The organism is Streptomyces sp. NPDC096079 (genome assembly GCF_040303145.1).
Lineage (GTDB): Bacteria > Actinomycetota > Actinomycetes > Streptomycetales > Streptomycetaceae > Streptomyces.
Window position 1 is genome coordinate 112,988 of the sequence record NZ_JBEOST010000002.1, and the last position, 22,321, is coordinate 135,308.

The following is a 22,321-nucleotide window of genomic DNA, read 5'->3' on the forward strand; positions in this document are numbered from 1 at the left end:
TCCGGCCCATGAGGAGCGCGGACACCGTCGCGGAGCTCGTACGGCGCCAATGGGGCGACCACCGGACCGGACTGAGGGACGAGCACCACACCCTCACCCACCACCAGGTCGCCGCGGGCGCCGCCGCGCGGGCCGCGCTCCTCGTGGACCTGATGCCACCCGTGCCGGGGGGCGAGCCGCACCTCGGCATCCTGCTCGACAACACGCCGGAGTACCCGCTCTGGCTCAGCGCGGCGGCCCTCGCGGGGGCCGCCGTCGCCGGCATCAACCCCACCCGGCGCGGCGCCGAACTCGCCCGGGACATCCGGCACACCGCCTGCCGGGTCCTCGTCACCCAGCGCGCCCACCTGCCGCTCCTCGACGGACTCGCCCTGCCGGGCCTGCGGATCCTGGTCACCGACACCGAGGCGTACCGGGAACTCCTCGCCCCCTACGGGGACGCCCGCCCCGGCGACGCCCGGCTCGGGCCCGTCCGGCCCGACAGCCGCTTCCTGCTCTCCTTCACCTCCGGCTCGACCGGGGCGCCGAAGGCGGCACTGTGCAGCCAGGGCCGGCTCGTGGCCGCCGGCGCCTCGCTCGTCTCCCACTTCGGCGTCGGAAGGGACGACGTCCACTACATCTGCATGCCGATGTTCCACGGGAACGCCGTGATCGCCGACTGGGCGCCCGCGCTCGCCGCCGGGGCCGGAGTGGCGCTGCGCGCCCGCTTCTCGGCCTCCCGCTTCCTGCCGGACGTCCGCCGCTTCGGGGCCACCTACTTCACCTACGTGGGCCGTGCCGTCCAGTACCTCCTCGCCACCCCGCCCGGAGCCGACGACCGCGCGCACGCCCTGCGGCTCGGCTTCGGCACGGAGGCGGGGGCGGTGGACGCGGCCCGCTTCCGGGAGCGCTTCGGGGTCCCCCTCGTCGAGGGGTACGGCTCCTCCGAGGGAGGTGCGGCGATCCAGCGCACCCCGGACACACCGAAGGGGGCGATCGGCCGGGCGGCACCCGGGGACGACCTGGCGGTCGTCTCCTCCGACACGGCGGAGGAGTGCCCCCCGGCCCGCTTCTCCCCGGCCGGGGTCCTCCTCAACGCCACCGAGGCGATCGGCGAACTCGTCAACCGGGGCCGCTCGCCCTTCGAGGGCTACTGGCGCAACCCGGAGGCCGAGGCGGAACGGCTGCGAGACGGCTGGTACTGGACGGGAGACCTCTTCTACCGGGACGCGGACGGCTTCCTCTACTTCGCCGGCCGCACGGACGACCGGCTGCGGGTCGACAGCGAGAACCTGGCCGCGGCGATGATCGAACACATCCTGGCGCGCTGGGACCGGGCGGCGGGCGTCGCGGTCTACGCGATACCGGACCCCGTGGCGGGGGACCAGGTGATGGCCGCCCTCGCCCTCCGGGAGGGCGCGAGCTTCGACCCGGAGGCCTTCGCCGCCTTCCTGGCCGCGCAGTCGGACCTGGGGACGAAGATGCCGCCGCGGTTCGTCCGGGTCATGCGGGAGCTGCCCCTCACGGCCACGAACAAGATCCACCGGGTGGCCCTCCGGCGGGCCGCCTTCGACTGCCAGGACCCGGTCTGGTGGCGCCCGACGCCGGGGGCGGCGTACGAGCCCCTGACGGCGTCGTCCTCGGCGGCGCTCCGAGCGGAGTACGGCCGCCGGGGCCACACCCCACCGTGACTCGCGCCGGGCACCGACCCGCGGGAAGCGGTCCCCCCCCGAGGGGCCGTCGGCCTACCGTTGGCCCATGGACCCCCGTACCCCCTGGCAGGCCCTCACCCGTCCCCGGCGGTTTCCGCTCGGGCCCTGGCCCTGGCGCACCGTCGGGTACCTCGTCTCCGGTGGGGCCGTCGGGGCGGCCGCCGGAGCCGTGTTCCTGGTGCTCGGGGTGTTCTCGCTGTTCCTGGTCGGCCTGCCGCTGCTCCTGGTGTCCGGGATCGCCCTCGGCCGGATCGAGCGCCGGCGCCTCGGGCTCGCCGACCTCGACCCCGCCCCCGACCCGCACCGCGTCCCGCCCGCGCCCGGCCTGGCGGCCTGGTTCCGGACCCGGGCGACGGAGCAGGCGACCTGGCGTGAACTCGCGTACGCCCTGCTGCTCGCCACGGTCCTGTGGCCGCTCGACCTGATCGCGGTCGCCGTCGCCGTCGGCCTGCCCGGCGCGCTCCTCAGCGCCCCGCTCCGCCTGGCCGCGGACGGCGACGAGACGAAGGTCGTCAAGGCGTACCTGGTCACGTCGTACCCGGAGGCCCTCGCCGCGGCCCTCATCGGCGCCGTCCTCCTCGTGGCCCTCGCCTACCCCCTGGCCGCCGTCGCCGGTGCCCGCGCCGCGCTGGCGAGGGCGCTGCTCACGCCCCGGGAGAGCGACCGGCCGGACGGCATCGGCGAGGTCATCGCCTCCCGCGCGCGGCTCGTCGACGCGTTCGAGGCGGAGCGGCGCCGCATCGAGCGCGATCTCCACGACGGCGCCCAGCAGCGTCTGGTCGCCCTCACCATGACCCTGGGCCTGGCCCGGCTCGACGCCCCGCCGGACGGCCCGCTCGCCGAGCAGCTGGCGAAGGCGCACGCGGAGGCCGGACAGGTCCTGACGGAGCTGCGGGAGCTGATCCACGGCATCCACCCCCAGGTCCTCGCCGACTACGGTCTGGGCCCGGCGCTCGCGGACGCCGCCGACCGCTCCGCCGTACCGGTGGACACCGACACGTCCGCGCTGCCCCGGCTGCCGAGCGCCGTCGAGAGCGCCGCGTACTTCGCCGGCTGCGAGGCCCTGGCGAACCTCGGGAAGCACAGCGGCGCCCGCCGGGCGCGGATCACCGCCGGACACGCGGAGGGGGTCCTGCGGCTCGACGTGGAGGACGACGGGCGCGGGGGAGCCGACCCGTCACGGGGCTCCGGCCTCACCGGACTGGCCGACCGGATCGCCGTCCTGGATGGCACACTGACGATCATGAGCCCGCCGGGCGGGCCGACCCTCCTGCGAGTGGAGATCCCGTGTCCCGCACTGTCCGCAAGCTCCGCGTCGTCCTCGCCGAGGACGGCGTCCTCCTCCGGGAGGGGCTGATCGGACTGCTCGCGCGGTTCGGCCACGAGGTCGTCGCCGCGGTCGGTGACGCCGAGGCGCTGCGGGAGGCGGTCGCCGCGCACGAGCCGGACGTCGTCGTGACCGACGTCCGGATGCCGCCCGGTTTCCAGGACGAGGGCCTGCGGGCGGCGGTCGCCCTGCGTGCCGAGCGGCCGGCCCTGCCGGTCCTGGTCCTCAGCCAGTACGTGCAGCGCAGCTACGCCGCGGACCTCCTGGACGCGGGCGACGGCACCGGCGTCGGCTATCTCCTGAAGGACCGGGTCGGGCAGGTGGAGGAGTTCGCCGACGCCCTGGCCCGGGTCGCGGACGGCGGCACGGTCGTCGACCCGGAGGTCGTGCGGCAGCTGCTGCGCCGGCACCGGGACCCCCTGGAGGCGCTGACCCCGCGCGAGCGCGAGGTCCTGGGCCTGGTGGCGGAGGGCCATTCGAACGGGGCGATCGCCCGCCGGCTCGTGGTGACCGAGGCGGCGGTCGGGAAGCACATCGGCAACATCCTGGCGAAGCTGGACCTGCCCCCGGCGGAGGACACCCACCGCCGGGTCCTGGCGGTCCTCACCTACCTCCGGGCATGACGGGGCGGGCGTCCGCGCGTGCGGAGACGCACCTCCGCGCACGACAAGAAGACCCTCCCGCCGAAGCGAGAGGGTCTTCTCTGTCTGTGCGCCGCCAGGGACTCGAACCCCGGACCCGCTGATTAAGAGTCAGCTGCTCTAACCAACTGAGCTAGCGGCGCCTGCTGACAGAGAAAATACTACCTGGTCCCGGGGGGTGCTTCCGACCACCCCGCGGGACCGGGTCCGTCCGCCGCCTCAGAGCGCCAGCGAGAGGACCACCGGGGCGGCCCTGCGGTTGAGCGTGTCGGCCGCCGCGCGCAGCCGGTGGGCGTGCTCGATCGGCAGGGAGAGTGCCAGGCAGCCGACGGACGAGCCCGCCGTCAGCGGGACGGCCGCGCAGACCGTGCCCACCGCGTACTCCTGGAGGTCGAGCACGGGGACGGTGGCCGGCTGGCTGTCGAGCTTGGAGAAGAGGATCCGCTCGCTGGTGATCGTCCGGGAGGTCAGCCGGGCGATCTTGTGCCGCGAGAGGTGGTCCCGGCGGCCGTTCTGGTCGAGCTGGGTGAGCAGGCACTTGCCGACCGCGCTGGCGTGCGCGGCCGAGCGGAAGTCGACCCACTCGTTGACCTTGGGCGTGCGCGGGCCGTCGGCGAACTGGGTGATCTTCACCTCGCCGTCGATGTAGCGGCTGATGTAGACCGCCGCGCCGACCGAGTCGCGCAGCTCGGTCAGGGTCTCCTGGAGCTTCGTCCGCAGGGCTTCGCGGCGGGTCATGCCGGAGCCGAGGAGGACGAGGGAGTCCCCGATCACGTACGCGCCGTCGGCGACCTGCTCGACGTACCCCTCGCGGCGGAGCATGAGGAGCAGGGAGGACAGGTGGGCGACGGGCAGGCCGGCCTCGCGGGCGATCTGGACGTCCGTCACTCCGCCACCGTGCCGTGAGACCGTCTCGAGGACGCGAAGGGCGTACTGCACCGAGTGGAACGGCGCGGTGGGCTCGGGCTTCAGGGCCACGGTTTCCCCCTACCAGGTTGTGACCGCAAGCTTTCGTACCACGATAGCCGCCAAGGGCCGCTCACGGGGCGGCTGTTGGCGAGAATGATGCGGAGGATCGGGCCCCTGGGCTGGGGCTCGCCACTCTGGCATATGACCATGTCATGGGTGGTGCGCAGAGTCTCAGGTCAGGGGCGTGCGCCGGGGCGCACGGCGTCGGTGTTCGGCCATCGGCCAGGGGCGGAATTTTTCCTCCGCGGGGCCGGAGCGGAATAACCGGAGACACCCTCCTGTTGGTGTCCCGATGTATCTGGATGCATCAGCACGTGTGCCGAGGAGGGTCCCGACGGTGACCGACGCTATTCGAGGAGAGGTGCGGGGGACCGCGCCCGTACCGCTGTCCGTACTGGACCTGGTGACCGTCGGCAGCGGGCGGACCGCGACCCAGGCGCTCGCCACCAGCGTGGCGCTGAGCCGGCTCGCCGAGCGGCGCGGCTTCCACCGGCACTGGGTGGCCGAGCACCACTCGATGCCCGGGGTCGCCTCCTCCTCGCCGGCCGTGATCCTCGCCCACCTCGCGGCCCACACCCGCCGCGTCCGGCTCGGCTCGGGCGGCGTCATGCTGCCCAACCACGCGCCGCTCGTCATCGCCGAGCAGTTCGGCACCCTGGAGGCCCTCGCCCCGGGCCGCGTCGACCTCGGACTCGGCCGCGCGCCCGGCACCGACGGGGCGACGGCCGCGGCCCTGCGCCGCAGCGACACCCTGAACGAGGGGGCGGACGACTTCCCCGAGCAGCTCGCCGAGCTGACCCGCTTCCTGGACGACGACTTCCCGGACGGGCACCCGTACGCCCGGATCCACGCCGTGCCGGGGCCGGTGCAGGGCCCGAAGGGGCGCCCCCCGGTCTGGCTGCTCGGCTCCTCCGGCTTCAGCGCCCGCCTCGCGGGGCTGCTCGGGCTGCCCTTCGCCTTCGCGCATCACTTCTCGGCCCGGAACACGATCCCGGCGCTCGACCTGTATCGGGACTCCTTCCGGCCCTCGGAGGTCCTCGACGCCCCGTACGCGATGATCGGCGTCTCGGCGTTCGCCGCCGAGGAGGCGGCGCAGGCCCGCCGCCAGGTCCTCGCCGGAGCCCTCGCGATGCTGCGGCTGCGCACCGGGCGGCCCGGTCTGGTGCCGACCCCCGAGGAGGCGGAGGCGTACGGATTCAGCCCCGCCGAGCGGGAGTTCGTGGACGGCTGGCTCGCGAACGTCGTGTACGGCACGCCGGACGAGGTCCGCACGGGCCTGGACGACCTGCGGAAGCGGACGGGTGCGGACGAGCTGATGATCACGGCCAACGGGCACGGGGGCGAGGAGCGGGTGCGGAGCTACGAGCTGATCGCCGACGCGTACGAGCTGCCGGAGCTCCCGGACGACCTGCCGGAGGCGTGAACCGCGAGATTTCGGAGGCCGGTTGGTTCACTCCCGAACGAACCACCGTCCTGCCCTAAGTGAACCTTAAACCGCTCGTCACCGATGGTGGCGGGCGGTTCCGTTTTGTGCTGTACGGCTCTGACAAGGGCTTTCACCGGCGAATTGGTCTAGTCCTCAATCTGGTTCAGACCATTGACGCGCTGTTCATGCGGCGGATATCACTGCTCCAACTTCCGTACCGCCACCCCCTCCCGGAGGCAGCACGTGCACCCCCGTAAGCCTTTGATCGCCGCGCTTCTCAGCACGGCCCTCGCCGGCGGCGCCCTCGCCGCGACCGTCGGCCTCGGCTCCGCCCAGGCCGCCGACACGTCGACCACTGCCTCTGCGGGCAACGTGCGCATCGCGTACTACGACCAGTGGAGCGTCTACGGCAACGCGTTCTACCCCAAGCACCTCGACACCCGGGGCATCGCGAGCCAGCTGGACGTCATCAACTACTCGTTCGGCAACATCCACCCCACCAACCTCACCTGTTTCGAGGCCAACAAGGCCGCGGGGGACGACAACAACCCCAACGCGGGTGACGGCGCGGGCGACTCGTACGCCGACTACCAGAAGTCCTTCAGCGCGGCCGACTCCGTCGACGGCGTCGCCGACAAGTGGGACCAGCCGATCGTGGGCGTCTTCAACCAGTTCAAGGAACTGAAGGCGAAGTACCCCCACCTGAAGATCAACATCTCGCTCGGCGGCTGGACCTACTCCAAGTACTTCAGCGACGCGGCGAAGACGGACGCGAGCCGCAAGAAGCTCGTCTCCTCCTGCATCGACCAGTACATCAAGGGCAACCTGCCGGTCGAGGGCGGCTACGGCGGCGCGGGCACGGCGGCCGGCATCTTCGACGGCATCGACATCGACTGGGAGTACCCCGGCTCCTCCGGCGGCCACCTGGGCAACCACTACGCCCCCGAGGACAAGCAGAACTTCACGCTGCTCCTCGCCGAGTTCCGCAAGCAGCTCGACGAGTACGGCGCGGCCAACGGCGGCAAGAAGTACATGCTGACCGCGGCCCTCCCGGCCGGCCAGGACAAGATCAAGTACATCGAGACGGACAAGATCGGCGCGTACCTCGACTACGCGAACATCATGACGTACGACATGCACGGCGCCTGGGACGGCGACGGGCCGACGTACCACCAGTCGCCGCTGTACTCCGGCTCGAACGACCCGACCGACGTCATCGCGCCGGGCACCGAGAAGTACAGCATCGACGCCGCCATCGACTCCTGGATCGACGGCAACGCCGCCTACGGCATCACCGGCGGCTTCCCCGCCGGCAAGCTGACCCTGGGCTACGAGTTCTACTACCGCGGCTGGAAGGGCGTCCCCGCCGGGACCACCAACGGCCTCGCGCAGACCGCGACCGGCGGCTCCAACGTCCGCCCGCTGAGCCAGCAGGCCGGCATCGCGCACTACAAGGAGCTCGGCGGCATCGTCGACAACCCGGCGACCACCTTCTGGGACGACCAGGCGAAGTCCTCGTACTTCTACAAGGACGGCGAGTTCTTCACCGGCCTGAACCAGAAGTCCATCCAGGCCCGCGTCGACTACGCCAAGCAGCGCGGCCTCGGCGGCGCGATGATGTACTCGCTCCTCGGCCTGGACGAGAACGCCACCCTGCTGAAGCAGATCAACACGGCCCTCGGCGGCACCACCGCCCCGCCCACCACGACGCCGCCGACCACCCCGCCGACGACGCCCCCGACCACCCCGCCCACCACGCCGCCGACCACCCCGCCCACCACGGGCTGCGGCTCGGTCCCGGCGTACGTGGCCGGCACGGTCTACAACGCGGGCAACGAGGTCTCCTACAACGGCCGCAAGTACAAGGCCAAGTGGTGGACCCAGAACGAGACCCCCGGCACCACCGGCGAGTGGGGCGTCTGGCAGGACCTCGGCGCCTGCTGATCCCCCTCGTGATCCCCTCACCGCATGAGGTGCCGCCCTTGAGGCACCGCCCCGCATGAGCCACTGCCCCCGCCCGGAATGTCCCTCCGGCCGGGGGCAGTTCCATGCCCGCCGCCCCGGAGGGATCCCGCGGGGTCACACCGGCAGCGGCTCCACGCCGATCAGCTCGGCGATGCGGTCCGGGGCCACCGCCCGCGAGTACAGCCAGCCCTGCCCGGTGTCGCAGCCGATCCGGCGCAGCCGACTGGCCTGCCCGGCCGTCTCGACGCACTCGGCGGTCACGGTCAGGCCGAGCCGGTGCGCGAGGTGCACGAGCGCCTCGACGATCAGCTCGTCCGCCGGGTTGGCGTGCTCCTCGTCCTGGAAGCCGCGGACGAAGGAGCCGTCCAGCTTGAGCACGGAGACCGGCAGCCGGCTCAGATAGGCCAGGTTCGAGTAGCCCGTGCCGAAGTCGTCGATCGCGATCCGCACGCCCATGTCGCTCAGCGCCTGGAGCGCCTGGATCGGCCGGCCGTTGGAGCCCATCACGGCGGACTCGGTCAGCTCCAGCTGGAGCAGGTGCGGCGCGAGTCCGGTCTCGGCGAGGATGCCGGCCACGTCGGCGACCAGGTCGGAGTCCCAGACCTGGCGGACCGCCACGTTGACGCTCACGAAGATCGGGCGCTCGCGCGGATGGTCCTTCTGCCACTGCCGGGCCTGGCGGCACGCGGTGTTCAGCACCCATCGGCCCAGCTCCACGATGGAGCCGTCCTCCTCGGCGATCCCGATGAACCGATTCGGCGCGAGCGAGCCGAACTGCGGGTGGTTCCAGCGCACCAGCGCCTCCACCCCGCGCACCGCCCCGTCGGCCAGGTCGACGAGCGGCTGGTACTCCAGGGCGAACTCCCCGCGCTCCACGGCGGGCCGCAGGGTGGAGGAGAGCGACTGCCGGGTCATCCGGTGCGCGTTGCGCTCGGGGTCGAAGAGCGTCCAGCGGGCCTTGCCGTCCGCCTTCGCCCAGTACAGCGTGGTGTCCGCGGCCTGCATGAGGGCGGTCGCGTTCGTCCCGGGCCCGGCGCGCTCGACCACGCCGATCGAGGCGGAGACCGAGAGCCGCCGACCGCCCAGGTCGAAGGGGCGCTGGAGCGCGTCGAGCACCGAGCGGGCCAGGTCGGCCAGTTGTTCCGTGCCGGTGGAGTCCTCGACGAGGATCGCGAACTCGTCGCCGCCGAGCCGCGCCACGAGGTGGCCGCCGTTGCGGGTGTAGCCGTCGCTGTCGGCGCACTCCGTCAGCCGGGTGGCGACGGCGGCGAGGAGCCGGTCGCCGACGCGGTGGCCGAGGGTGTCGTTGACCGCCTTGAAGCCGTCGAGGTCCAGGTAGCAGAGCCCGATCCGCCCTGTTCTGCCATAGCCGTACGACTCGTACGACTCGTATGGCTCGTACGACTCATGCGATTCGTGTGACCGGTGCGCGGCGTGCGGCAGGGCGGACTCGGCGTCCCGGGCGTCCTGCGCCGCGACCTCCAGGGCCGCGGAGAGGCGCTCGAAGAACAGCGCGCGGTTGGGCAGCCGGGTCACCGGGTCGTGCATCTGGAGGTGCCGCAGCCGCGCGTGCAGCTCGCGCCGGTCGCTGATGTCCGCGATCGAGAGCAGGACGCGGCGGCTGTCGGGCACCGGCGCGACGGTGACCTCCGCCCACAGTGAGCGTCCGTCGGCGTGTTTGAGGCGGCGGGTGCAGCGGAAGCGGGAGCGCCGGCCGCCGAGGACCTCGCGGTAGGCGTGCCAGGTGCGGCTGTCGGAGGCGAGGTCGACGAGGTCGGCGGCGGCCTGCTCGCGGAGCGCCGAGGGCTCGGTGCCGAGGAGGCAGCCGAAGGAGTCGTTGGCGACGACCACGACGCCGGCCTCGTCGACGACGGCCATGGCGAGCTGGGAGACCCGGAAGGCGGCGCGGTAGTCACGGAGTTCGGCCGCCCGGCGTGCGAGGTGACGCTCCGTGAGTGCGGGCTCGGCCGCGTGTGTCTCCGCCGGCTCTGGGTGCACCGGTCCTTCGGGGGTTCCGCTCACCGCTCGCTCCCGTGTGCAGTCGGGCCGGTCAGATGTGATCGGGATGGTCGGCCAAGGAAGAGTGAGCCGATCATAGAGCCAGGCGGGGGAGCGTTCCAGCGTCGAGGCGCCGGAGAGGGTGCGCGGGTGCTGTGGAGCCGCCCACCGGGACGGCGTGCCCGATCGTTTCTGCGCGGGTCTGACACGGGGCGTCGGCACCCTGACCGAATGTGACTTTCCGTGAGCTGAAGCGCGCTCGTGTCGCGTCGACCCCGTGGCGCGCCCTCACCCGACCGGGGCAGCGGAAACATGCGAAACGCCGCAAATCGTCACAAGGTGGGTGGGGTGTCCCGCATTACCGATCCGGAGGTCCACGTGAGGGCTCAGCAGCCACCCGGGGGAGTGGAACGCCCACGGCTGCGCGCCGGCGCGGCGGCCTTCACCTCGCTCGCCGCCCTGGCCGCCACCGGGCTGGTCGCGGGCCCCGCCGTCGGCGCGTCCTCGGCGAGTCCCTGCGCCCTGCCCCGTACCGCCGCGCACCACTCGCTCGGCCTCGACACCTGGAACAGCTCCTATCCGCGCCCGAACCAGACCCTCGACGCGGTCATGATCTTCCTGTCCTTCCCGGACTCCGCGCCGCTCACCACACCGGCCGAACTCGCCGCCGACCACTTCCCCGCCACCAGCGAGTTCTTCGACCGCGCCTCCTACGGCCGCTTCAGCCTGCGCCCGCACCTCCGGCCCGAGTGGACCCGGATGCCGCACGACTCGGGCGACTACGCCATACGGCGCGACTGGGACGCCGGGAAGCGGGCCGCCTACCTGCGCGACGCGATCGCCGCCGCCGACAAGGACGTCGACTTCTCGCGGTACGACATCGTCTACCTGGTCGCCGACCCGGACGCGCCCGGCGTGGACTCCGACGCGACCAAGGTCGTCAACCTCGAACGCCCCCTGGAGGCGGACGGCACCGAGATCAAGCGCGTCGTCACCGTCTTCGAGCGGCACCCACCCGACCGCAACGTCCTCGCCCACGAGACCGGCCACGTCTTCGACCTGCCCGACCTGTACCACCGCCCGGTGGACGGCAAGGGCGACTGGGACACCCACGTGGGCGACTGGGACGTCATGGGCAGCCAGTTCGGGCTCGCCCCCGACCTCTTCGGCTGGCACAAGTGGAAGCTCGGCTGGCTCTCCCGCGCCCAGGTGACCTGCGTGCAGGGCGGCGGCTCCCGTCTCGTCAGCCTGGAGCCGACCGACGCCCCGCCCCCGGCCGGCGGCACCCTCGGCACCCGGCTCGCCGTGGTGCGCACCGGCCCCGACAGCGTCCTCGCGATCGAGGCCCGGAGCACCGCGGGGAACGATGCCGACACCTGCGCCGAGGGCGTCCTCGTCTACCGGGTCCGCAACGACGAGGCATCCGGCGACGGGCCGGTCGAGGTCGTGGACGCGCACCCGGACACCCAGGCGTGCGTGGACCGCTCCGTCTTCCCGCCGCTCGCGGACGCCCCCGTCGAGGAGGGCGAGACCCTGACCGTGCCCGGGACGGGCGTGCGGGTGGAGGTCGTGGAACGCACCGGCTCCGGCGCCTGGACCGTGAAGATCACCCCGCCCGGCAGGAGGTGACCCGGAGCACGAAGAAGCCCCCCGCTTCCGCGAGGGGCTTCTTCCGTCTGTGCGCCGCCAGGGACTCGAACCCCGGACCCGCTGATTAAGAGTCAGCTGCTCTAACCAACTGAGCTAGCGGCGCCTGCTGACGTCGTAGACATTAGCATCCGGATCGGCGGGAGGAAAAATCGATACCCGCACGTCGGCGGCGGAAGCCGCCCGGACGGCCCGCACGCAGGCCCAGAGCAGGACCTCGGGCCCGGGCAGCCACGGGTTGCGGGTGTCCGGGGCCACCAGCCAGCGGGGCCCGGCGGAGCCGGACGGCACGAGCGGCGGAACGGTCACCGCGTCCCCGCGCCCGTGGCAGAGCGGCCGGGGGACGGCCTCCCCCCACTCCTCCCAGTCGAGCAGCGCCGGCAGCCGCTGGGCCGTCCCCGGCGCGGCGAAGAGCAGCATCCGGCCCCGGTGCGTCGCCACGGGTCCCGAACCCGGGCCCTCCTCCCACAGCCGGTCCAGCATCCGGCGCCCGAACACCGGGTCCACGTTGACGACGTCGAATGCCGTCCCGCAGGGCAGCGCGGCGGGCGTGTCGGGCCGGGACTCCCAGCGGGTGAGCGCGGCGCCGTCGCGGCCCCCCGCCGCCGACGCGAGCCAGGCGGCGCCGTCGGCGGTCACCCGGGCCGTCTGGTGGCGTCCCTCGTCGCCCTCCCGGAGGAACCGGAAGATGTCGTGCGGGGTCTCGTCGCGCAGCCAGGTCGTCATGTTTCAGGTCTACCGGCAGTGACAGAACGATCGCCGAGGGTTTCCGGAATCCCGGACAGGAGGGGCGGGCGAGGAGTATCGTGCCCCCTCGGCATATGCCAGGGGGGCTTTTTCGGTCAGGTGTACGTCTCCGAGCCACGCTCCGACGCGTTCCGGCCGCGCGCGGGCGGTCTCGGGCCGGGCGGCGTCGCCGCCGGGGCGCGGACGGCCCCGGGCACCCGCATACGGCGTCCCGCCTCCGACGGGCGGCGTCCAGTCATCGACCGGCGGCGTTCGGCCTTCGGCCGAGGGCGTTCCGCCTCCGACCGGCGGCGCTCAGTCCTCCGACGGGCCGCCGTTCGTCCGGATCAGGTCGCGACCGAACTCGATCATCTTCCGGGCGTAGTCCTCGGTCCACTCCGCGCGCTCGGCGACGTCCGCCGGCGTCAGCCGGTCGAAGCGGCGCGGGTCCGCCAGCTGCGCGGCCGCGATCGCCTGGAACTCGGTCGCCCGGTCCGTCGCCGCCCGGAAGGCGAGCGTCAGCTCCGTCGCCCGGGCCAGCAGCTCGCGCGGATCCTCTATCGACTCCAGGTCGAAGAAGTGCTCCGGGTCGGCGGTCGCCTCGGCAGGCTCGAAGATCAGCGGTGCCGGCCGCAGCCGCCGCTGTGCGCTCCGTTCCGCGGGTTCCGCCATCGTTCTTCTCCTCCTCGCACAGGCACGGCCCGGAATCCCGGGCCGTCTTCCATTGTCCCGCGCCACGCAAGAGCGCGAACCCCGCCCCGCACGCCCCCGGTCCCCTCCCGAGCCCCGGTTTGCGCGGGACGGCGGCGGCTCACGGCGTCCAGGCCACCCGGTGCTCCTCCAGATGGGAGAGGACCGCGTGGTTCGCCTCCCAGCCGTCCGGGAACGAGACCGCGACCCCCAGCCGCACCGGGTCCGTCGACGGGTGCTCGTCGAGGAGCTCCGCCACGCCCGCCCGGCAGACCACGATGCACGCGTGCCGGTGCCGGGAGGCGAGGACGCACAGCCGGCCCGTCTCCAGATGGAAGGCGGTCGCGTCGGGGCGCCCCGACAGCGGGTGGAGGACCACCGTCACGTCGTACTCGCGGCCCTGGAGCCGGTTCGCCGTGTCCACCGTCACGCCCGACACCCCCAGGCCCGCGAGCGCCGCCCGTACCGCCGCCGCCTGGTCGCGGTGGGCGGTGCCGACGGCGATCCTGTCCGGGGTCAGCGGGACCGGGTCCTCCGAGCGCTCCGAGACCGCCGCGCCGCCCCGGTCCAGGAGCCGGCGGACGACCAGGGCGATCGCCCCGACGGCCTCGGGGTCGGTGCGCGGGGTGTGCCGGGCCGGGAGCTCCAGCAGGCCCCAGCCGGACTCGGCCGCCTCGTCGAGGACCCGGTCGGGGGCCGAGCCGTCCGAGGCGACGCCGAAGGACAGCCTCCGGTCGCCGGGGCCCGTGCCGCTGCGGAACGGCGTGTACGGGTAGAAGGCGTCCGACACCAGCGGCGCCGCCGACGCGGGCAGCCGCCAGGAGACCGGCAGCCGGTGCTGCGGCAGCTCCGGGTTGTGCGCGAGCAGCGTGGACACGGCGCTCGCCGACGGGTCGTAGGTGAGCCCCGCCCACTGGTCCGCGCCGACCACCGAGAACGGGTCGAGCTGCCCGGGGTCGCCCACGAACAGCGCCCGCTCGAAGAGGCCCGCGACCGCGAGGAGCGCGTCGGAGCGCATCTGGTACGCCTCGTCGACGATCGCGTGCGCCCACGGCTCGACGTTCTTCACGTGCCCCCACTTGGCGGCCGTGGACAGGACCACCGGCACCCCGGCCAGCTCGCCGGCCTTCGCCGACTTCCGTACGTTCGCCAGGTCGTCGAGCGCCTTGTCGTACGGGTCGGAGTCGCTGGAGTGCAGCCGGCCGACCTCCAGGTCCGGTTCCTTCTCGGCGAGCCGCAACACGAGGTCGTCCACCTGCGCGTTCGTCTGCGCGACCACCATCAGGGGCCGCCCGGCGGCGGCCAGTTCGAGGGCGGCCCGCACGACGAGCGTCGACTTGCCGGCCCCCGGCGGGGAGTCGACGACGACGCCCCGCGCGCTGCCGTACAGGGTGTCCGCGAGGATCGCGGAGGTCGCCCGGGCCGCCTCGGCGGACGGGTCGAAGGTCTCGCGGCTCACAGCACGTCCTCGGAGGTCATGGCGTCCGGCAGTTCGACGGCGTCCGCGCGGGGCGGGCCGCCGTGCGTCCAGGGCGTCTCCTCCGGGTCCGGCAGCTTCGGCCCGACCCGCTGGTCGTGCTCGAAGAGCGTCCAGGCGATCCGCTCGCCCTTCTCCGGCACCGAGCCCTCCGCCGGCTCCTTCGACCGCCCCATCCGGTCCAGGATCCGCAGCAGCAGCGAACCGTCCTCCTCGTACCGCACGAACTCCGCCGTCTGCGGCTTGCCGTCGAGCGAGCGGTACACCTTCACCGGCTCGCCCAGGTGCGGCCGGTCGTCCGTGCGGACCGTGACGAGCGGGCGGGGCGCGGGCCGCTTCGACTCCGTCCACGCCATCGTCACGTCGACCACCTCGGCCGCGAACGCCTCGCCCGCGAGCCGCCGCCCCGCCAGGACCAGCGGGTCGTCGAGCGCCTCCTGCGCCTCCAGCTGACCCTGCGCCTGCTCCCGGGCGGCGAGCTTCCGCGCCGCCGTCACCGCGTCGTCCCGGCGCGGCTGCGGCGGCTCACCGGCCGCGACCCGGTCCCGGTGGCCGGTGAAGGACCAGCGGTCCCGGGTCCAGCGGTCCTCGACCCTGGCGCCCTCCGGCAGCTCCCGCAGCAGCCCGATCGCCCGCCACACCGCGTCCCACGTCGGCTTCAGCTGCGAGACGACCAGCCGGCGCAGCTCCCGCTCGGCCGCGTGCAGTTCACCCAGGCCCGTGTCGGCGGCCTCGCCGTCCTCGGCCGCGCCCAGCGCCTGCCGGGCCCGGTCGTACCGCTCGATCGCGGGCGCCAGGAGCTTGTTGTCGAAGGCCGGGTCCGTGGCGGGACCGGCCGGCGGGCAGAGCAGCTGCCCCCGGGCGTCCCGGCCGGCCTCGGCCCGCAGCGCCCCCGCCGCGCCCGGCTCCCCGTCGGACGGGTCGATCCAGGCGAGCAGCGCCCCCAGGTGCTGGTCCTCCAGGGAGGACTGGCCGGTCGCCCAGTGCCGGTTGAGCAGGTCGGTCGCGGCGAGCAGCAGCGAGGAGCCGGGCACCCGGGCCCGCTCGCCGAAGTGCGTCAGCCAGCGCCCGAGCAGCGGCACCCGCGGCGGCGCGGGGAACGGCGTCTCCGGATCCTGCTCGGCCGTCCGCCGGAACCGCGTCGACCGCCCGAGCAGCCGCACGTACTCGACGCCCGCGCGGCTCGGCACGATCAGCTGCGGCGCGTCGGCGCACAGCTCGACCTCGACCTTCACCTTCTTGCCGGTCTCGGGGTCGACCTCGCTCCGCTCGGCCGCCTCCACGACGTCCGTGAACGCGTCGAGGTACGGCAGGACCTCCTCGGCCAGGTCGGCGAGGAACGCGAACCGCAGGTCACGGTCCCGGGGCTGCGGCACCACCAGCAGCCGCGGCTCCTCCGGGTCGGTGCCGACGAGGGCGCCCAGCGGCGCGCCCGCCTCACCGGCCGTCGTCAGCGGCACCAGGACCAGCGGCCGCTCCGACAGCCGCCGGTGCCGGACGGTCGCGAGCGGCTGCGCCCGGCCCGACTCGACGGCCTCCATCCGGGCGAGCGTGGCGATCAGCGACATGCCGTCACCCCCGCGAGCGCCTCCTCGCGCAGCGCCCGCGCCCTTCTGAGCGCCGCCACCGCCGGGTCCTCCGGGTCGCCCTCCTCGCCGCGCGCCGCCGCCAGGACCGCGCCGACCGTCGTCAGACCGCCCAGCTCCCCCCGTACGGAACGGCCCAGGGTCTCCACCGCGCCCTCCTCCCGGGACCGCGCCCGGCAGTGGAAGGCCAGCTCGCAGGCGGCCAGGCACTCCGGCGCGTACTGATGGGGCACGCACTCCACGGCCGCCGTCAGCTCGGCCGGCGTGCGCTCCACCACGTCGAAGCTGACGCCCTCCGGCAGGGCCCGCGCGATCTCGTCGATCCGGGTCAGCCGGGCCAGCTGCCGCCGGGTCACCGACCGCTGCTTGCGGACGTCGACCAGCGAGGCCGCCGGCACGTTCGAGAAGTCCTTCGGGCAGACGAGGAGCACCGACTGCGCGACCCGCGCGCCCTCCGTCCGCGCCGCCACCCGCTCCAGGGCCAGCACGTACACGGCGGCCTGGCGGGCCGCGGCGCCCACCTTCGCGGCGTCGGCCGAGCCGTCGATCATCGGGAACGACTTGATCTCCACGACCGTCCATCCGCCGTCGGGACGCACGACCACCGCGTCCGGCTCCAGGAAGACGGGGGAACCGGCGACCTCCAGGGCGAGCAGCGGATGGTCGAGCAGCGCCCACGCCCCGGCGGCGGTCGCCTCCCGCAGCGCGAGCGCGGTGCGGGCCACCCGGCCCTCGGGCCCGGCCGCCGCGAGGTCCGGCACGGAGACCTCGCCCGGCTCCTCGACGCCGATCAGGCGCAGCAGCTCGCGGCCGCCGTCCGCCTTGACCTTCGCCTCGAAGGAGTTGCCCCGCACGATCGCGAACTGAGACTGCCCGAACGGTGCCGGGGAGCCGAGCTTCGCGGCGAGCGCCGCCTTGTCGACCCCGGCGCCGTCGAGGACGGCCCGCCGTCTGCAGCCGGGATTGGCGGCGAGCGCCGCCAGGGCGCGGGCGTCCAGCGGGCGCGGCACGACACCCGGTCCACGCAGCTCAGCGAGAAGCTTTCGAGGTGTCGTCTGCGGTGCTGCGGACAGACCGCTGTCCAGGGATGCGCTCACCCGTGGAAGTCTCGCATCCGCCACTGACAACCGGGGCGGCTTCGGCCGTTCCGCGGATCCGGTCGACGAGGCGCAGCACGTGCGGGGTGAGGAGCAGACCGGCGCCCATCACGGCGGCCCCGGCGACCGCGTCCAGCAGATAGTGGTTGGCGGTCCCCATCACGACCAGGGCGGTGACCAGCGGGTACGCCACCCCGAGTGCCTTCGTGAGCGGCGTCCGCCCGTACCGCCACAGCATCACCCCGCACCACAGCGCCCAGCCGACGTGGAGGCTGGGCATCGCCGCGTACTGGTTCGTCAGACCGCCGAGCCCGCGCGGCGCGCTGGCCTCGCCGCCCCACCAGCCGTACGAGGCGAACTCCGCCATGGTGTCCGTGAACCCGTGGGCCGCGTCGAGCAGCCGGGGCGGACAGGTCGGCAGGAGCGTGAAGCCGACGAGCCCGAGCAGCGTGGAGAGCATCAGCCAGGTCCGGGCGGCCCGGTAGTGCGCGGGGCGGCGGCGGAACAGCCACACCAGGACCGCCGGGGTCACCAGGTAGTGCAGCGAGGCGTACGCGAAGTCCGCCGGGATCCCGAGCGCGGGGACGTCCGTGAACAGCCGGTTCAGCGGATGCTCCGCGTCGATCCCGAGGCCCTCCTCCAGGCGCAGGATCGCGAGCCCGTGCTCCACGGCCGACGCCTCGTCGCCCTTCACCAGGAGCCGCCCGCCCGAATAGGCCGCGTACACGACGGCGATCAGGGACAGCTCCGCCCACCAGCGTGGCCTGCGCATGAAAGTCCCCCCGTCGGTGATCTCCCCGGGGGAGGGGACGCCGGACGGCCCCCGGGGGTTGCCCGGGGGCCACCCCGAATTCACGTGGGCGATGATGGGAGAGGCACGTCAGCACCGTGAACCCCTGGAGCGTCCTTCCCATGGCACCGCGCATCCTGCTCGCCCGGCACGGCCAGACCGAGTGGTCCCTTCTCGGCCGGCACACCGGCAGGACCGACATACCGCTGCTCGACGAGGGGCGGCGCGGCGCGAAGCTGCTCGGCGAGCGCCTCCACCACGGCCCCTGGCAGGGGCTGCCCGGCACGGAGGTGCGCACCAGCCCGCTGGTCCGGGCGAGCGAGACCTGCGAGCTGGCGGGCTTCGGCGACCGGGCCGAGCCCTGGGACGCGCTGATGGAGTGGGACTACGGGGCGTACGAGGGCCTCACCCCGGCGCAGATCCAGGACATCCGGCCCGGCTGGCTGATCTGGCGCGACGCCGTCCCCGAGGGCGAGTCCCTCGCGCAGCTGTCGGTCCGCGCCGACGAGGTCGTGGAATGGGCCCGCTCCGCCGACCGTGACGTGCTGGTCTTCGCGCACGGCCACATCCTGCGCTCGATCGGAGCGCGCTGGCTCGGCGAGGACGTCTCCTTCGCGTCCCGCATCCGTCTCGACCCGACGAGCCTCTCGGTCCTCGGCTGGGCGTACGGAGCCCCGGCGATCGAGCGCTGGAACGACACGGGGCACCTGGAGCGGTAGGGGTCTTGCCCCTGGTCAGCGCGTCCCGGTCAGGACCCGGTTCGTCTCCGACAGCAGGCCGCGGATGCGGGCCGAGGCGATGCCGTCGAGGGAGTCCACCACGCGCCGGGCCTCCGCCGCCGCCTCGTCCGGGCGGCCCGCGTACGCCAGGGCCTTGGCGAGGTGGCCCCGGTAGAGCGCGAGGTTCCGCGCGAAGTGCGGGTTCTGCAGGACCACGGCCCGGTGGGCGTGACGGGCCGCCCGCCCCCACTCGCCCAGCGCCGCCCAGCAACCGGCCTCCAGGGCCTCCCGCTCCGGCTCGCCGAAGAAGGACATCCACTCCGGGTCGCCCTCGGCGGGGCCCCGATCGAACCAGCCGTGCGCGCGGCCGAGCGCCTGCTCACAGGCCGACCGCTCGCCGAGCCCCGCCCATGCGCCGGCCTCCCGCAGCGAGAGCAGCGAGAGCAGCCGGGCCGAGTCCAGCGGCTGCGCCGCCCGCAGGCCCGCCTGTGCCGCCCGGACCGCCTCACGGAAGCGGCCGGTGTCGCGGGCCAGGAACGAGGTGTTGCAGAAGGCGTGTGCCTCCAGGGCCGCGTTCCCCGCCACGCGCGCGGTGGCCAGCGCCTCCGCGTAGTGCGAGCGCGCGTCCTCGTGCCGGCCCGAGTCGTGGGCCAGCCAGCCGACGGAGAGGGAGAGCTCGCCCGCGCCCGCGTGCAGCCGGTCCTCGGTGGAGCGGCGGGCCATGGTGCCGGCGTCGAGGAGCGCGTAGGCGGTACGGAGGGGCTGGGCGGCCACCTTGTAGAGCCCGTCGGCGCCGTGCCGGTCGTCGAGCAGCCGGATCCGGCGTACGGCGTCCTCGACGGCCCGCACCTCGGTCTCGCCGATCCGGTGGGTGCCGCGGGGGGAGGGGATCGCGACGGCGGGGCCGCCGAGTCCCAGCGAGGCGGCCGCCAGGGTGGCGGAGCCGCTCGTCATGAATGCGCGACGCAGCACGTCGCTCTCCTCATCGTTCCGGGTGGTGATGGCGGCGGGAGGCGCTGCCCCGGCCGGCACGGCCTGCCGCCGGCCGCGGACCGTCTCCCGCGCGGAGAACCCCAGGTCGCAGAGGCCAAGACCGGGGAACATGTGCAGGAAGACCCGCTCGTAGGCGTAGTTGGGGCAGCGGATCTCGCCCGCCTCCACACGCCCGATGTAGCGGGCGTCGCACGCGACCTGTTCGCCGATCTCCCGCGCCGCCCGGCGGACCGCCGCGGCGAACTCCGCCGGCGACTGCTGTCCGCGGAGCCGGCGGAAGGCGAGATTGGGAACTGCCCGTGACATCGCCATGGCCGAGCCCTCTCCTGGTGCTGCCGGGTGTCCGGCGGCATGAACGTACCTGCTGTGACCGGATGCGCACGCTGAGTTTGGCTACAAATCGGATATCTCGCCTGTGATCTGCCATGAACTGCCATCCTTTGCGGCGGGATCCCGCCGTAGCCGTTGACGCGCACGGGCGTTGAACCGTAAAGGAGAGACGGAACGTGTCTCCTCTGGAGCGAGGAGGGGTCCCCATGTCGGAGATCGGTTCGCAGTCGGCCACCTGGCACGCGCCTGTTCCGGAGGCCGTGCGGCCCCCGGCCGCTCCGGACGCCGACGGGTCCAGGCCCGCCGCCGGACCCTGGGACCTGGTGACCGTCCCGGTCCGCCAGGGACTCGAGGCCGTCGACATCCTGCGCCGCGCCGCCGCCCCCGCCGTCGGGCCCGTCGTCCACGACGGCACCTGCGACACCCTCGGCTTCCTGGTGCCGCCGGGCACCGCCGCCGCCTGGGACATGCCGGGCAGCGCGTGTACGCGGACCTCGGGGCGCGGCCTGCGCCTCCCCGAGCTGCCCGAACTCCCCGAACCGGCGGGTGACGCGCCCCGGCCGGCCGGCTGGCTGCTGCCCCCGGGCGACAACGACCCCGTGACCGACCCCGTCGTGCTGCGGGAGGCGCTCGGCGAGGCGGCCCGGCTCATCGAGGCGGCCGACGGCTGCCACTGAGCCGACCGGCACCGCCCTGCCCCGTGTCGGGCTTGCCCCGATAATGGGGCCGTGGCCAGGAACAGACAGAAGGACCGGGTGGCGCAGGCCGCCCCCGTCGTCGAGACCGTCGACGGCGGTCTCGCCGAACTCATACCCGACCGGGAACGCCCGCGCGGCTGGACGCTGCTCATCGACGGCGCCCCGCAGTCGCACGTCGACCTCGACGACCCGGCCCGCCTCACCTTCGAGTACCAGCGGCGCCTCGGCCACATCGCCGATCTGGCCGCCCCGCCGAACCGGCCGCTCCAGGTCGTGCACCTCGGCGGCGGCGCGTTCACCCTGGCCCGGTACGTCGCCGCGACCCGGCCCCGGTCCACCCAGCAGATCGTGGAGCTCGACGGGTCCCTGGTCCAGCTCGTCCGCAGGGAACTCCCGCTCGACGCGGGGGCCCGCATCAGGGTCCGCTCCACCGACGCCCGCGCCGGCCTCGCCAAGGTCCAGGACGGCTGGGCCGACCTCGTCATCGCCGATGTGTTCAGCGGGGCCCGCACCCCGGCCCACCTCACCAGCACCGAGTTCCTGTCCGAGGTGCGACGGGTGCTGCGGCCCGGCGGCTTCTACGCGGCGAACCTGGCCGACGGCCCGCCCCTCACGCATCTGCGCGGCCAGATCGCCACCGCCGCCGTCGTCTTCCCCGAGCTGGCGCTCACCGCCGACCCGACGGTCCTGCGCGGCCGCCGCTTCGGCAACGCGGTGCTGCTCGCCTCGGACCGCGAGCTGCCGGTGGCCGAACTGACCCGCCGGGTCGCCACCGACCCGCACCCGGGGCGCGTGGAACACGGCCGGGCGCTCGCCGACTTCGCGGGCGGAGCGGCGCCGGTCACCGACGCGAGCGCCAAGCCCTCACCCGTACCGCCGCCGTCCGTCTTCCGCTGAGCGCGGCTACGCCTGCCGGTCCTCGATCTCCACGCGCGGCGCGCTGTCGTGCCACACGCAGAAGACCGACAGTTCGCGGCCGTCCCGGGTGAAGGTGACCCGGATCCAGGTCGGCTGCTTCCACACCTGCATCTGCCAGCCGGACGCGGGGGTCGCCGAGACCAGTTCGGCGGAGGTCTCGCCCAGGTCGAAGGTGACCCGGCCGCCGTCCACGCTGGAGGTCTTGAGGTTCGAGCCGGAATCCGCCGCCGGGGGAGGACCGGTGGGACTCTCGGTCGTCGGGCTCGGGCGGTGCGAGGGGGTCGCGGACGGGGAGGCCGGGGACGTACGGACCTGACGGGGCGACGACTCCGGCGCGGGCGGCGGGGTCGTCTCGGGCCGCCGGGTGGAGGAGGTCTGCGGCTCACCGCCGGACGCGGCCGATCCGATGGCGGGGCCGGCCGGGAGGGGCAGGGCGCGCGGCGGGTCGTACACCGTGCCGGACAGCACCGTGTGCACTCCCCACCAGGACAGGGTGACCGCCGCGCCGGTGGCGAGCGACCAGGCCAGGGCGTGAACGAGTCCTCTTCGCACCGGGACATAGTGCACCACCGGCCGACGGGCCGTACCGGAGGGTGGAGTCGGGGCCTCACCCGAATGGCGTACGGTGCCGCC

Annotated in this window: 19 protein-coding genes and 2 tRNA genes; 9 read left to right on the forward strand and 12 right to left on the reverse strand. The window is 74.0% G+C overall.

The genetic code is table 11. The features are described 5' to 3' along the window. The first annotated feature begins 8 nt into the window (after window positions 1-8). The 3 genes from ABTY59_RS04530 (at window position 9) to ABTY59_RS04540 (ending at window position 3,641) form a co-directional block, all read left to right on the forward strand. Window positions 9-1,670 carry an AMP-binding protein gene (locus ABTY59_RS04530; RefSeq protein ID WP_352017415.1) on the forward strand — a complete coding sequence of 554 codons (1,662 nt, stop codon included), beginning with the start codon at window positions 9-11 and terminating at the stop codon, window positions 1,668-1,670. Between the two features lie 67 nt (window positions 1,671-1,737). Next, window positions 1,738-3,048 carry a sensor histidine kinase gene (locus ABTY59_RS04535; protein WP_352017416.1) on the forward strand — a complete coding sequence of 437 codons (1,311 nt, stop codon included), beginning with the start codon at window positions 1,738-1,740 and terminating at the stop codon, window positions 3,046-3,048. Next, window positions 2,979-3,641, forward strand: a complete 663-nt coding sequence (locus ABTY59_RS04540; protein ID WP_352017417.1) for a response regulator — start codon at window positions 2,979-2,981, stop codon at window positions 3,639-3,641. The genes ABTY59_RS04535 and ABTY59_RS04540 overlap by 70 nt, the downstream gene beginning before the upstream one ends. An 87-nt stretch (window positions 3,642-3,728) precedes the next feature. On the opposite strand, the gene ABTY59_RS04545 is transcribed toward ABTY59_RS04540, so the two are convergent. Further along, window positions 3,729-3,802, reverse strand: a tRNA-Lys gene (locus ABTY59_RS04545). A gap of 76 nt (window positions 3,803-3,878) precedes the next feature. Further along, complete coding sequence (locus ABTY59_RS04550) at window positions 3,879-4,637, reverse strand: IclR family transcriptional regulator (RefSeq protein ID WP_352017418.1); 759 nt, start codon at window positions 4,635-4,637, stop codon at window positions 3,879-3,881. 283 nt (window positions 4,638-4,920) lie between these two features. Between ABTY59_RS04550 and ABTY59_RS04555 the strand changes: the two genes are divergently transcribed. Continuing rightward, complete coding sequence (locus ABTY59_RS04555; RefSeq protein WP_403533875.1) at window positions 4,921-6,051, forward strand: LLM class flavin-dependent oxidoreductase; 1,131 nt, start codon at window positions 4,921-4,923, stop codon at window positions 6,049-6,051. 246 nt (window positions 6,052-6,297) lie between these two features. Beyond that, window positions 6,298-7,998, forward strand: a complete 1,701-nt coding sequence (locus tag ABTY59_RS04560) for a glycosyl hydrolase family 18 protein (protein ID WP_352017420.1) — start codon at window positions 6,298-6,300, stop codon at window positions 7,996-7,998. Window positions 7,999-8,133: 135 nt separating this feature from the next. On the opposite strand, the gene ABTY59_RS04565 is transcribed toward ABTY59_RS04560, so the two are convergent. After that, entirely contained in the window at window positions 8,134-10,041 is a 1,908-nt protein-coding gene (locus ABTY59_RS04565; protein ID WP_352017421.1) for a putative bifunctional diguanylate cyclase/phosphodiesterase, read from the reverse strand. A gap of 324 nt (window positions 10,042-10,365) precedes the next feature. Here ABTY59_RS04565 and ABTY59_RS04570 point away from each other — a divergent pair, with 324 nt between their 5' ends. Further along, window positions 10,366-11,646, forward strand: coding sequence for a M6 family metalloprotease domain-containing protein (locus ABTY59_RS04570; protein ID WP_502995328.1), 1,281 nt, complete (start codon window positions 10,366-10,368; stop codon window positions 11,644-11,646). Window positions 11,647-11,696: 50 nt separating this feature from the next. Here ABTY59_RS04570 and ABTY59_RS04575 read toward each other — a convergent pair. From ABTY59_RS04575 to ABTY59_RS04605, 7 genes are all read right to left on the reverse strand, one after another. Beyond that, window positions 11,697-11,770: transfer RNA gene (locus tag ABTY59_RS04575), tRNA-Lys, on the reverse strand. Beyond that, window positions 11,761-12,390 (reverse strand): hypothetical protein, encoded by a 630-nt coding sequence (locus tag ABTY59_RS04580; protein WP_352017422.1) that lies wholly within the window; start codon window positions 12,388-12,390, stop codon window positions 11,761-11,763. The genes ABTY59_RS04575 and ABTY59_RS04580 overlap by 10 nt, the downstream gene beginning before the upstream one ends. A gap of 315 nt (window positions 12,391-12,705) precedes the next feature. Then, window positions 12,706-13,062, reverse strand: coding sequence for a DUF8844 domain-containing protein (locus tag ABTY59_RS04585; RefSeq protein WP_352017423.1), 357 nt, complete (start codon window positions 13,060-13,062; stop codon window positions 12,706-12,708). Between the two features lie 139 nt (window positions 13,063-13,201). Then, a complete protein-coding gene (locus ABTY59_RS04590; RefSeq protein WP_352017424.1) occupies window positions 13,202-14,539 on the reverse strand; it encodes an AAA domain-containing protein in 1,338 nt (445 codons plus the stop codon). Beyond that, window positions 14,536-16,125, reverse strand: coding sequence for a hypothetical protein (locus ABTY59_RS04595; protein ID WP_352017425.1), 1,590 nt, complete (start codon window positions 16,123-16,125; stop codon window positions 14,536-14,538). Before ABTY59_RS04595 ends, ABTY59_RS04590 begins: the two co-directional genes overlap by 4 nt. Continuing rightward, window positions 16,116-17,240, reverse strand: a complete 1,125-nt coding sequence (locus tag ABTY59_RS04600; protein ID WP_352017426.1) for a hypothetical protein — start codon at window positions 17,238-17,240, stop codon at window positions 16,116-16,118. Before ABTY59_RS04600 ends, ABTY59_RS04595 begins: the two co-directional genes overlap by 10 nt. Next, window positions 17,173-18,012: a phosphatase PAP2 family protein gene (locus ABTY59_RS04605; RefSeq protein ID WP_352017427.1), complete on the reverse strand. Its 840-nt coding sequence runs from the start codon at window positions 18,010-18,012 to the stop codon at window positions 17,173-17,175. Before ABTY59_RS04605 ends, ABTY59_RS04600 begins: the two co-directional genes overlap by 68 nt. A 140-nt stretch (window positions 18,013-18,152) precedes the next feature. Here ABTY59_RS04605 and ABTY59_RS04610 point away from each other — a divergent pair, with 140 nt between their 5' ends. Continuing rightward, window positions 18,153-18,749, forward strand: coding sequence for a histidine phosphatase family protein (locus ABTY59_RS04610; RefSeq protein WP_352017428.1), 597 nt, complete (start codon window positions 18,153-18,155; stop codon window positions 18,747-18,749). A 15-nt stretch (window positions 18,750-18,764) separates the two neighbouring features. Here the strand turns inward: ABTY59_RS04610 and ABTY59_RS04615 are convergent, their stop codons facing one another. Then, a complete protein-coding gene (locus tag ABTY59_RS04615) occupies window positions 18,765-20,054 on the reverse strand; it encodes an NsdA family TPR-like regulatory protein (RefSeq protein WP_352017429.1) in 1,290 nt (429 codons plus the stop codon). A 224-nt stretch (window positions 20,055-20,278) separates the two neighbouring features. Between ABTY59_RS04615 and ABTY59_RS04620 the strand changes: the two genes are divergently transcribed. Together ABTY59_RS04620 and ABTY59_RS04625 are read left to right on the forward strand one after the other, a co-directional pair. Then, window positions 20,279-20,749, forward strand: coding sequence for a hypothetical protein (locus tag ABTY59_RS04620; RefSeq protein ID WP_352017430.1), 471 nt, complete (start codon window positions 20,279-20,281; stop codon window positions 20,747-20,749). 51 nt (window positions 20,750-20,800) lie between these two features. Further along, the gene (locus tag ABTY59_RS04625; protein WP_352017431.1) at window positions 20,801-21,667 is read left to right on the forward strand and encodes a spermidine synthase; all 867 of its coding nucleotides are present in this window, start codon (window positions 20,801-20,803) and stop codon (window positions 21,665-21,667) included. 6 nt (window positions 21,668-21,673) lie between these two features. Here the strand turns inward: ABTY59_RS04625 and ABTY59_RS04630 are convergent, their stop codons facing one another. Beyond that, on the reverse strand, window positions 21,674-22,240 hold the full coding sequence (locus tag ABTY59_RS04630; protein WP_352017432.1) for a hypothetical protein: 567 nt from the start codon (window positions 22,238-22,240) through the stop codon (window positions 21,674-21,676). Window positions 22,241-22,321 lie beyond the last annotated feature (81 nt).

Coding starts and splice junctions, on each gene's coding strand:
- ABTY59_RS04620 (WP_352017430.1), top strand. CDS start 20,279: ATGTCGGAGATCGGTTCGCAGTCGGCCACCTGGCACGCGCCTGTTCCG.
- ABTY59_RS04615 (WP_352017429.1), bottom strand. CDS start 20,054: ATGGCGATGTCACGGGCAGTTCCCAATCTCGCCTTCCGCCGGCTCCGC.
- ABTY59_RS04530 (WP_352017415.1), top strand. CDS start 9: ATGAGGAGCGCGGACACCGTCGCGGAGCTCGTACGGCGCCAATGGGGC.
- ABTY59_RS04580 (WP_352017422.1), bottom strand. CDS start 12,390: ATGACGACCTGGCTGCGCGACGAGACCCCGCACGACATCTTCCGGTTC.
- ABTY59_RS04610 (WP_352017428.1), top strand. CDS start 18,153: ATGGCACCGCGCATCCTGCTCGCCCGGCACGGCCAGACCGAGTGGTCC.
- ABTY59_RS04605 (WP_352017427.1), bottom strand. CDS start 18,012: ATGCGCAGGCCACGCTGGTGGGCGGAGCTGTCCCTGATCGCCGTCGTG.
- ABTY59_RS04585 (WP_352017423.1), bottom strand. CDS start 13,062: ATGGCGGAACCCGCGGAACGGAGCGCACAGCGGCGGCTGCGGCCGGCA.
- ABTY59_RS04595 (WP_352017425.1), bottom strand. CDS start 16,125: ATGTCGCTGATCGCCACGCTCGCCCGGATGGAGGCCGTCGAGTCGGGC.
- ABTY59_RS04535 (WP_352017416.1), top strand. CDS start 1,738: ATGGACCCCCGTACCCCCTGGCAGGCCCTCACCCGTCCCCGGCGGTTT.
- ABTY59_RS04555 (WP_403533875.1), top strand. CDS start 4,921: ATGTATCTGGATGCATCAGCACGTGTGCCGAGGAGGGTCCCGACGGTG.